The organism is Streptomyces sp. adm13(2018) (genome assembly GCF_008042145.1).
Lineage (GTDB): Bacteria > Actinomycetota > Actinomycetes > Streptomycetales > Streptomycetaceae > Streptomyces.
This window is the reverse complement of record NZ_RDBH01000129.1, coordinates 558,342-567,400: the sequence shown is the minus strand read 5'-3', so window position 1 is coordinate 567,400 and position 9,059 is coordinate 558,342. Positions and strand designations below refer to the sequence as shown.

Genomic DNA, 9,059 nt, shown 5'->3' with positions numbered 1-9,059 from the left:
CACCAAGGGCTACAAGATCACCCCGGCGTCCACCGTCGGCGAGTTCAAGAAGGAAGGCGACGGCAAGAGCGGGGAGCTGGCCCCCGAGCAGAAGGTCGCCGCCGACGCCATGGGGATCAAGAACGCCCAGCAGGCCCAGGCCTCGTACAAGTCCGGCAGCTCGAACGATCCCCTCAAGACCAAGAACATGAGCCTGAACGGGATGTGGGGCGAGGTCGCCGACCCCGAGAAGGCGATCGACGCCGCGTTCGCCAACTACGGGAAGAACCAGGGCGCCAAGACCCAGGACGTCAAGGTGACCCTCGTCGGCAGCGCGGAGAGCAAGACGCCCGCCGGGTTCGAGGGCGCGCTCATGAAGTGCCAGAACGTCACGCTCGAGACCACCAAGGAGCAGACCACTCCGGGTCCGAAGTCGTTCACGGTGCCCACGTGCATCTGGGCGGACTACGGAACCGTGGGCGTGGTCAACGCGCTCGACCCGTCGACGATGCTGACCGGCGGCCAGGGCTTCACCCTGGACCAGGTGGCCGAGCTGACGGCCCAGCAGTACAAGGCCTCGCGCAGCAAGGCCTGATCCGGCCCCCGTACAAGCGGAAGGGGCGCCCCGCCGACCGGCGGGGCGCCCCTTTCACGTCCGTACGCGTCAGGCGGACTTCTCGTGCCTGCCGTCGTTCTTCACGATCCGCGGGACCAGCGTCGGGTTCACGTTGTTGCGGACGACGTCCGCCGTGATGACCACGCGGGCCACGTCCTTGCGGGACGGGACCTCGTACATCACCGACTGGAGGACCTCCTCCATGATGGCGCGCAGACCGCGCGCGCCGGTGCCGCGGAGGATCGCCTGGTCGGCGATGGCCTCCAGGGCCGGGCGGTCGAAGTCCAGCTCCACGCCGTCCAGTTCGAAGAGGCGCTGGTACTGCTTCACCAGCGCGTTCCGCGGCTCGACCAGGATCTGGAGGAGCGCCTCGCGGTCCAGGTTGTGGACGGAGGTGAGGACGGGGAGACGGCCGATGAACTCGGGGATCATCCCGAACTTCACCAGGTCCTCCGGCATGACCTCCTGGAACTGGTCGCTCGCCTCGATCTCCCGCTTGGAGCGGATGGTCGCCCCGAAGCCGATGCCCTTGGCGCCCGCCCGCGACTCGATGATCTTCTCCAGACCGGCGAAGGCGCCGCCCACGATGAAGAGCACGTTCGTCGTGTCGATCTGGATGAACTCCTGGTGCGGGTGCTTCCGTCCGCCCTGCGGCGGCACGGAGGCCGTCGTGCCCTCCAGGATCTTCAGCAGGGCCTGCTGCACGCCCTCGCCGGAGACGTCGCGCGTGATCGACGGGTTTTCGCTCTTACGGGCGACCTTGTCGATCTCGTCGATGTAGATGATCCCGGTCTCGGCCTTCTTGACGTCGTAGTCCGCCGCCTGGATCAGCTTGAGCAGGATGTTCTCGACGTCCTCGCCGACGTAGCCGGCCTCCGTCAGCGCCGTCGCGTCGGCGATGGCGAACGGGACGTTGAGCATGCGCGCCAGCGTCTGGGCCAGGAGCGTCTTGCCCGAGCCCGTGGGGCCCAGCAGCAGGATGTTGGACTTCGCCAGTTCGATGGCGTCGTCCCGCCCCGCGCCGCCGCCGTTCTCGCCGGCCTGAACGCGCTTGTAGTGGTTGTACACCGCGACCGAGAGGGCCTTCTTCGCGGGCTCCTGCCCGACGACGTACCCCTCGAGGAACTCGTAGATCTCGCGGGGCTTGGGGAGTTCCTCCCAGCGCACCTCGCTCGTCTCCGCGAGTTCTTCCTCGATGATCTCGTTGCAGAGGTCGATGCACTCGTCGCAGATGTACACACCGGGACCCGCGATGAGCTTCTTCACCTGCTTCTGGCTCTTACCGCAGAACGAGCACTTGAGCAGGTCGCCGCCATCACCGATGCGTGCCACGAGGTGCTTCCCCTTCGCCTGGGAGCGCCTGGTTCAGCGACTCCTGGTGCCTCATATTCGACGGTACCTTGCCGGGCCCCCCGTTCGGGCCCCCCTTGGCACGGTTCACATGGTCGTGATTCGGCCACGCGCCCCGTGCCGAGGGAAGGTCGGGCGTCAGCGCTCCGAGGAGGCCGCGCTCTTACGGGTCGAGACGATCTGGTCGACGAGCCCGTACGCGAGGGCGTCCTCGGCCGTGAGGATCTTGTCGCGCTCGATGTCGTCGCGGATCTTCTCGATCGGCGTGGAGGAGTGCTTGGCCAGCATCTCCTCCAGCTGGCTGCGCATGCGCAGGATCTCCTTGGCCGCGATCTCCAGGTCGGAGAGCTGCTCACGTCCGGTGCCGCCGGACGGCTGGTGGATCAGCACGCGGGCGTTCGGCAGGGCCATCCGCTTGCCGGGGGTGCCGGCGGCGAGCAGCACGGCCGCGGCGGAGGCCGCCTGGCCCATGCAGACCGTCTGGATGTCCGGCTTCACGAACTGCATCGTGTCGTAGATCGCCGTCAGCGCGGTGAAGGAGCCACCGGGGCTGTTGATGTAGATCGAGATGTCGCGGTCCGGGTCCATCGACTCCAGGCACAGCAGCTGCGCCATGACGTCGTTGGCCGAGGCGTCGTCGATCTGCACGCCGAGGAAGATCACGCGCTCCTCGAAGAGCTTCGCGTACGGGTCGTACTCGCGCACGCCCTGCGAGGTGCGCTCGACGAAGCGCGGCACGACGTAGCGGTTGTCCATCGGCGCGCCGGTGTAGAGGCCGCTCGCGGAGAGGTTGTTCTGCATCTGGGTGTTCACCGTCCTGGTGGCGTTCGGTGGGCTGGGGCTCTTGGGCGGGCGGACGGGCTCAGGCGCCCGTGCCGCCGCCGCCCGGAACACCTGCGGCGTGCGTGATGATGTCGTCGATGAGGCCGTAGTCCTTGGCCTCCTCCGCGGTGAACCAGCGGTCGCGGTCGCCGTCGCGGATGATCGTCTCGACGGTCTGGCCGGAGTGGTGCGCGGTGATCTCGGCCATGCGCTTCTTCGTGCGAAGGAGGTACTCGGCCTGGATCTTGATGTCGGATGCGGTGCCGCCGATGCCGGCGGAGCCCTGGTGCATCAGGATGTCGGTGTTCGGCAGCGCGAAGCGCTTGCCGGGGGTGCCGGCGGTGAGCAGGAACTGGCCCATGGAGGCCGCCATGCCCATGCCGATGGTGACGACGTCGTTCGGGATGAACTGCATGGTGTCGTAGACCGCCATGCCGGCCGTCACCGAGCCGCCGGGGCTGTTGATGTACAGGAAGATGTCCTTGTCCGGCTCGGCGGCCAGGAGGAGCATCTGGGCGGTGATCTTGTTGGCGATCTCGTCGTCGACCTGCTGGCCGAGGAAGACGATGCGCTCGCCGAGCAGCCGGTTGTAGACATGGTCGCCGAGGCCGCCACCGATGGACGGCTCACCCGCGGCGTAAGGCTTCAGATTCGTCACGTATCCACCTGCTCGTCTCCGACGGCCAAGCCGTCTCAGCGTCTCGTACCGAGGGCACTGCCCTCTCTTCATGGACCCTAACGCGCAGGTAGGACAACGCCATCCCGCTTCCCTGACTGTTCGCTGGGAGCGCAAGGTAGTTGGGGCCGCATGACCGGGTCCTCGTACGTCCACGGGCCCGTACGCACTGGCGTGCGTACGGGCCCGTGGAGCGGGGTCCGCGCGGGGCGGAGGGCCCCTTACTTGTCCTCGGAGACCTCGGCGTCGCCGGTGGCGGCCTCGACCGCCTCGGCGGCGGCCTCGACGTCGTCCTCGTCGTCGGAGAGGTCGACGACCTCGCCGTTGCTGTCGACGACCTTGGCGGCCTCGACGACGACCGCGAGGGCCTTGCCGCGGGCGACCTCGCCGACGAGCATCGGCACCTGGCCGCCCTCGGCCACGGCCTGGGCGAACTGGTCGGGGCTCATGCCGGAGGAGGCGGCACGGCGGAACAGGTGCTCGGTGAGCTCCTCGCGGGAGACGTCGAGCTTCTCCTTGTTGACGAGCTCATCGAGGATGAACTGCGTCTTGATGCCCTTCTCGGCCTGCTCCTTGGTCTCGGCCAGGAACTCGTCCTCGGTCTTGCCCTGGATCTCCAGGTACTTGCCGAGGTCGAGGCCCATCTGGCCGAGCTGGTGGTGCTCCAGGTTGTGCTTGCGGGTGTTGATCTCGTCCTCGAGAAGCTTCTCGGGCATCGGGACCTCGACCAGCTTGAGGAGCTCGTCGAGGACGCGCTCCTGGGCCTGGGTGGCCTGGTCGAACTGCTTCATGTTCTCGAGGCGCTTGCGGCTGTCGGCCTTGAGCTCGTCGAGGGTGTCGAACTCCGACGCCATCTGCGCGAACTCGTCGTCGAGCTCGGGGAGCTCGCGGGCGGAGACGGCGGTGACCTTGACGGTGACCTCCGCGTCCTTGCCCTCGGCGGAGCCGCCCTTCAGCTGGGAGGTGAAGGTGGCCTCGCCACCGGCCTCCAGGCCCTTCACGGCCTCGTCGATGCCGTCGAGCAGCTCGCCCGAACCGATGGTGTACGAGACGTCGCTCGCGACACCGTCGGGCAGGACCTCGCCGTCGACCTTGGCCTCCAGGTCGATGGTGACGACGTCGCCGTCCTGGGCGGCGCGCTCGACCGCGGAGGTCGAGGCGAAGCGCTCGCGGAGCTGCTCCACGGACTTCTCGACGTCCTCGTCGGTGACCTCGACCGCGTCGACGGTGACCTCGATGCCGGAGTAGTCCGGGATCTCCAGCGTCGGGCGGATGTCGACCTCGGCGGTGAAGGCCAGCAGCTCGCCGTCCTTCAGCTCGGTGATGTCGACCTCGGGCTGGCCGAGCGGGTTGACCTCGGCCTCGTTGACGGCCTCGGTGTAGAACTTCGGGAGCGCGTCGTTGACGGCCTCTTCCAGCACGGCGCCGCGGCCGAACCGCTGGTCGATCACGCGAGCCGGGATCTTGCCCTTACGGAAGCCCTTGACCGTGACCTGCTGGTTGATCTTCTTGTACGCCGCGTCGAGGCTGTCCTTGAGCTCCTCGAAGGGCACCTCGACAGTGAGCCGAACCCGGGTCGGGTTCAGGGTCTCCACGGCGCTCTTCACGGTTCGGTCTCCTTGTGGCTGATTCCTGGAATCCACCGGCGCCGCGTGTGGCGGTTCCGGCGGGTCGGCCCGGTCAGAAAGACACACGGGCACGCAGCTTGCATAGTAACCGCAAGCGGGATGACGCCCACAACGTGATCAAGAGCGCGAACGGTGCGCATGATCGTCATGGTCGGGGTGGCGGGATTTGAACCCACGGCCTTCCGCTCCCAAAGCGGACGCGCTACCAAGCTGCGCCACACCCCGTCGGTGCGACACGTAGGGTACATGGACGGGGACTCTGCGGCGCCCCCCGATTTCGGGGTGTGCGCGAAGGGCCCCCGAACCGCTACCATGCTCTTCGTGCCGCGGTCCTCGTGACCTGCGGCGCGATGCTGTGCGGGTGTAGCTCAATGGTAGAGCACTAGTCTTCCAAACTAGCTACGCGGGTTCGATTCCCGTCACCCGCTCCATGTGCCCCGGGGCCGGTCAGGATTGCTCTCCTGACCGGCCCCGCGGCGTTTCCCGGGGTCGGTCAGGGGCACGTGAGATGCCGGGGCGGGCGGACGGCCGCAGACTGGGCTGAGAGCGACCCCCCCCTCTTCGCACCGGAGGCCTTCCATGAAGGACCTGAAGTTCGAGCAGAAGCGCTCGCTGTCCCGCGAGGAGGCGGCGGACCAGCTGGCCGCGCTCGCCGACGCCCTGCGCCGGGGCGGCGAGGCCGAGCTGGCGATGGGGGCGGGGACCCTGAGCCTCCGCATCCCCGAGGAGCTCCGCTGCGAGCTGGAGTTCGAGGTGTCGGACGGCGAGATCGAGCTGGAGATCGAGTTCACGTGGCCGACCCGGGCCCGGCGGCGGGCGGCCGAGCCGCCGGTGAAGAGCGCGGAGCAGGGGACGGACACGGGCACGCCGAAGCCCCCGGCCAGGACGAAGAAGACCGCGGCGAGGACGGCGGGGTCGGCGAAGTCGGCCGCGCCGAAGCGGGCCGCGGCGGCCTCCGGTGGCGGCCGGAGGACGAAGCGGGCGGCGGCGAAGCCCGCGGCGGCCTGAGGCGGGTCCCGCCCGGGAGCCTGCCAGGGGGCCGTACCACTCAGGAGCCTGCCGGGGCGTCCCGCTCAGGAGCCTGACGGCCGCCGGCTCAGGAGCCTGCCGGGTGCCGGGTCAGAACTTGATCGAGGCGACCGTCTGCGTTATCGAGTCCAGGAAGCGCTGGATGTCGTCCGCCATGCCGGTCGAGGCGAGGAAGAAGCCGAAGAGGACCGCGACCACGGCCGGGCCGGCCTTGAGGTTTCCCCCGCGGATCAGCACCACCATGATGATTGCCAGCAGCAACACCACAGACAGTGAAATGGCCACACTGATCACACCCTTGGTCGGTCCCGCCTTGCCCACCAGGGGGACTCCTGCTGACGATCCCGGCCATCACCTGCGGAACCATCCTCAACCCCGTCTGGTGCGCACCCGCCGCCCTCGTCCTGCCGATCGTCGCCGGCGGACTCCTGCTGCGCCCCGCCAGCCTCCTCGGCCTGTACGCGGCCGCCGCCGGCGCCCTCATCGTCGAGTCCGTCGTCCTCGGCCCCTACACCCAGGGCCCCGCGCGCGTCACCCCCGGCACCGTCCTGGTCGTCGCCGCCTGCGGACTCTTCGGCCTCCTCATCGCCCAGTTCCGCGCCCGGTCGTCGTTGACGTCCTTGGCGACGGCCTCGATCAGGTCCCAGGCGACGCCGTCGAAGCCCTCGACGACGCAGCGGTCGGCCTCGCCGGTGAGGCGGTCGATGCCCTCGGCGATGTCCCGGTCGGCGGCCTCGACCAGGCCGTCGGTGAAGAGCATGAGGACGTCGCCTGGGCGCAGGTTGCCCTTGTCCGGGTGGAACTCGGCGCCGTCGTAGACGCCGAGGAGGGGTCCGTCGGCGGCCTTCTCCTCCCAGCGTCCGCTGCCCGCGTGGAGCTGGAGGGCGGGCAGGTGGCCGGCGGAGAAGAGCTCGTAGTCGCCGGACTCCAGGTCGAGGACGAGGTGGATGGAGGTGGCGAAGCCCTCGTCCCAGTTCTGCCGGAGGAGGTAGCCGTTGGCCGCGGGCAGGAAGCCGTGCGGCGGGAGGGAGCCGAGGAGTCCGCCGAAGGCGCCGGAGAGCAGCAGGGAGCGGGAGGCCGCGTCCATGCCCTTGCCGGAGACGTCGGTGAGGACGACCTCCAGGGTGCGGCCGCCGTGGGTGCGGGCGGCGACGACGAAGTCGCCGGAGAAGGACTGGCCGCCGGCCGGGCGCAGGGCCATCTCGCGGTGCCAGCCCTGCGGGAGCCGCGGCAGGGCGCTCTGGACGCGGATGCGTTCGCGGAGGTCGAAGAGCATGGTGCCGCCGCGTCGCCAGGGCACGCCGACCCGGGCGCGGAACTGGGCGATGAGGAGGCCGAAGAGTCCGCAGGCGGCGACGACCAGGACGGTGCCGGGGGTGACGCGCGCGGGGCCCTGGGTGTAGGGGCCGAGGACGACGGACTCGACGATGAGGGCGCCGGCGGCGGCCGCGTACAGGCCGAGGAGGCTGGCGGGGCGCAGCAGGAGTCCGCCGGCGACGATCGGCAGGACGAGGGCGGCGGGTGCGCACCAGACGGGGTTGAGGATGGTTCCGCAGGTGATGGCCGGGATCGTCAGCAGGAGTCCGGCGAGGGCGAGCCAGTCGGAGCCGTCCCCGCGGAAGTAGTCGACGCCGGATCTGCGCAGCGCGGTGCGGGCCCGGCGTACGCGTCGGCGCATCCGGACCGCGTACGTCGTCACTCCGGCGCGCTGTCCCATTGGCCTGGACCCTATCCATCCCGCCCGGCGTCGTGCAGGGGTACCCCGGTGACAATGTGCGTGAAATCGGGTCGCCCCGGGCGGGCGCCGCTGATATCGATGGCATATGACTACTGAACTGCGGGTTCTCGACCCGACGGAGTGGGACCGCTGGTACGGAGTCCTCGAACTCGCCTTCGGGGGTGTGGCCGAGGCTCCGGAGGAGCGGAGCCTGTGGCGCGACCTGACCGAGTTCGAGCGGTCCCTGGGGGTGTGGGACGGGGACCTGTGCGTCGGTACGGCGGGGGCGTTCACGTTCCGGCTGACGGTGCCGGGCGGGGCGTCGGTGCCGGTGGCCGGGGTGACGATGGTGAGCGTGGCGGGCACGCACCGGCGGCGCGGGATCCTGACGTCGATGATGCGGCGGCAGTTGGACGACCTGCGGGCGGCCGGGGAGTCGGTCGCGGTGCTCACGGCCTCGGAGCCGGAGATCTACGGGCGTTTCGGCTACGGCCTGACCGCGTACACGGCGCGGGCGACGATCGACACCACGCGGGTGCGGCTGTCGGTGCCGGCGGGTACGGACGAGGTGCGGCTGCGGCAGGCCGATCCCGGCGAGTCGGCGGCGGCGTGCGAGGCCGTCTACGCGCGTCTGGTGCCCACGCGTCCGGGGATGCTCGTCTCGATGCCGGGCTGGGAGCGGCTCGCGCTGCTCGACCCGCCGGGGGACCGGGAGGGCGCGTCCCCGCTGCTCTGTGTGCTGGCCGAGCGGGACGGGGAGGTCGTGGGGTACGCCCATTACGCGGTCAAGCCGGACTGGTCGTTCGAGGGGTCGGCGGGGTCGGTGATCGTGCACCGGCTGTTCGGCCTCGATCCGGCGGCGGAGGCGGCGTTGTGGCGGTTCCTCTGCTCGGTGGACCTGACCTCGGAGGTGCGGATCCTCAGCCGTCCGGTGGACGACGGCTGGCAGCACCTGGTGAGCGATGTCCGGCGCTGTGCGCCGCGGCTGCGGGACGCGCTGCATCTGCGGCTGGTGGAGGTCGGCGCGGCGCTGGAGGCGCGGACGTACCAGGCGCCGGTGGACGTGGTGTTCGAGGTGGAGGACGCCTTCTGCCCCTGGAACGAGGGGCGGTGGCGGCTGGTCGGGGACCAGAAGGGCGCCACCTGTACCCGGACCGCGGATCCGGCGGATCTGGCCTTGTCGGTACGGGAGTTGGGCGCGGCCTATCTGGGCGGGGTCTCGCTTGCGTCGCTGGCGGGGGC

8 protein-coding genes, 2 tRNA genes and 2 pseudogenes are annotated in these 9,059 nt (G+C 69.8%); 5 read left to right on the top strand and 7 right to left on the bottom strand.

Translation table 11 applies throughout. The features are described 5' to 3' along the window. Positions 1-574, top strand: a pseudogene (locus EAO70_RS19180) (hypothetical protein); the annotation flags it as partial. 69 nt (positions 575-643) lie between these two features. On the opposite strand, the gene clpX reads toward EAO70_RS19180, so the two are convergent. The 5 genes from clpX to EAO70_RS19155 all read right to left on the bottom strand — a co-directional run bounded on the left by clpX (position 644) and on the right by EAO70_RS19155 (position 5,296). Beyond that, positions 644-1,927 carry an ATP-dependent Clp protease ATP-binding subunit ClpX gene (gene clpX, locus EAO70_RS19175; protein WP_024755522.1) on the bottom strand — a complete coding sequence of 428 codons (1,284 nt, stop codon included), beginning with the start codon at positions 1,925-1,927 and terminating at the stop codon, positions 644-646. Positions 1,928-2,083: 156 nt separating this feature from the next. Next, entirely contained in the window at positions 2,084-2,746 is a 663-nt protein-coding gene (locus EAO70_RS19170; RefSeq protein WP_148004120.1) for an ATP-dependent Clp protease proteolytic subunit, read from the bottom strand. Positions 2,747-2,807: 61 nt separating this feature from the next. Next, a complete protein-coding gene (locus EAO70_RS19165; protein WP_148004119.1) occupies positions 2,808-3,425 on the bottom strand; it encodes an ATP-dependent Clp protease proteolytic subunit in 618 nt (205 codons plus the stop codon). A 239-nt stretch (positions 3,426-3,664) separates the two neighbouring features. Beyond that, positions 3,665-5,050: a trigger factor gene (tig, locus tag EAO70_RS19160; protein WP_148004118.1), complete on the bottom strand. Its 1,386-nt coding sequence runs from the start codon at positions 5,048-5,050 to the stop codon at positions 3,665-3,667. A gap of 169 nt (positions 5,051-5,219) precedes the next feature. Beyond that, positions 5,220-5,296, bottom strand: a tRNA-Pro gene (locus EAO70_RS19155). 132 nt (positions 5,297-5,428) lie between these two features. Here EAO70_RS19155 and EAO70_RS19150 point away from each other — a divergent pair. Next, a tRNA-Gly gene (locus EAO70_RS19150) sits at positions 5,429-5,502 on the top strand. A 148-nt stretch (positions 5,503-5,650) separates the two neighbouring features. Continuing rightward, positions 5,651-6,079: an amphi-Trp domain-containing protein gene (locus EAO70_RS19145; RefSeq protein WP_148004117.1), complete on the top strand. Its 429-nt coding sequence runs from the start codon at positions 5,651-5,653 to the stop codon at positions 6,077-6,079. A gap of 111 nt (positions 6,080-6,190) precedes the next feature. On the opposite strand, the gene EAO70_RS19140 is transcribed toward EAO70_RS19145, so the two are convergent. After that, positions 6,191-6,385 (bottom strand): hypothetical protein, encoded by a 195-nt coding sequence (locus tag EAO70_RS19140; RefSeq protein ID WP_148005238.1) that lies wholly within the window; start codon positions 6,383-6,385, stop codon positions 6,191-6,193. A gap of 41 nt (positions 6,386-6,426) precedes the next feature. On the opposite strand from EAO70_RS19140, the pseudogene EAO70_RS40415 reads away from it, so the two are divergent. Next, positions 6,427-6,705 (top strand): annotated as a pseudogene (locus tag EAO70_RS40415) (serine/threonine-protein phosphatase); the annotation flags it as partial. Here the strand turns inward: EAO70_RS40415 and EAO70_RS19135 are convergent. Continuing rightward, positions 6,609-7,817 carry a PP2C family protein-serine/threonine phosphatase gene (locus EAO70_RS19135; RefSeq protein WP_261992945.1) on the bottom strand — a complete coding sequence of 403 codons (1,209 nt, stop codon included), beginning with the start codon at positions 7,815-7,817 and terminating at the stop codon, positions 6,609-6,611. The pseudogene EAO70_RS40415 and the gene EAO70_RS19135 overlap by 97 nt on opposite strands. Before the next feature lie 106 nt (positions 7,818-7,923). Here EAO70_RS19135 and EAO70_RS19130 point away from each other — a divergent pair. After that, positions 7,924-9,059: GNAT family N-acetyltransferase (locus tag EAO70_RS19130; RefSeq protein WP_148005237.1), on the top strand; the 1,136-nt coding region annotated here is incomplete at its 3' end.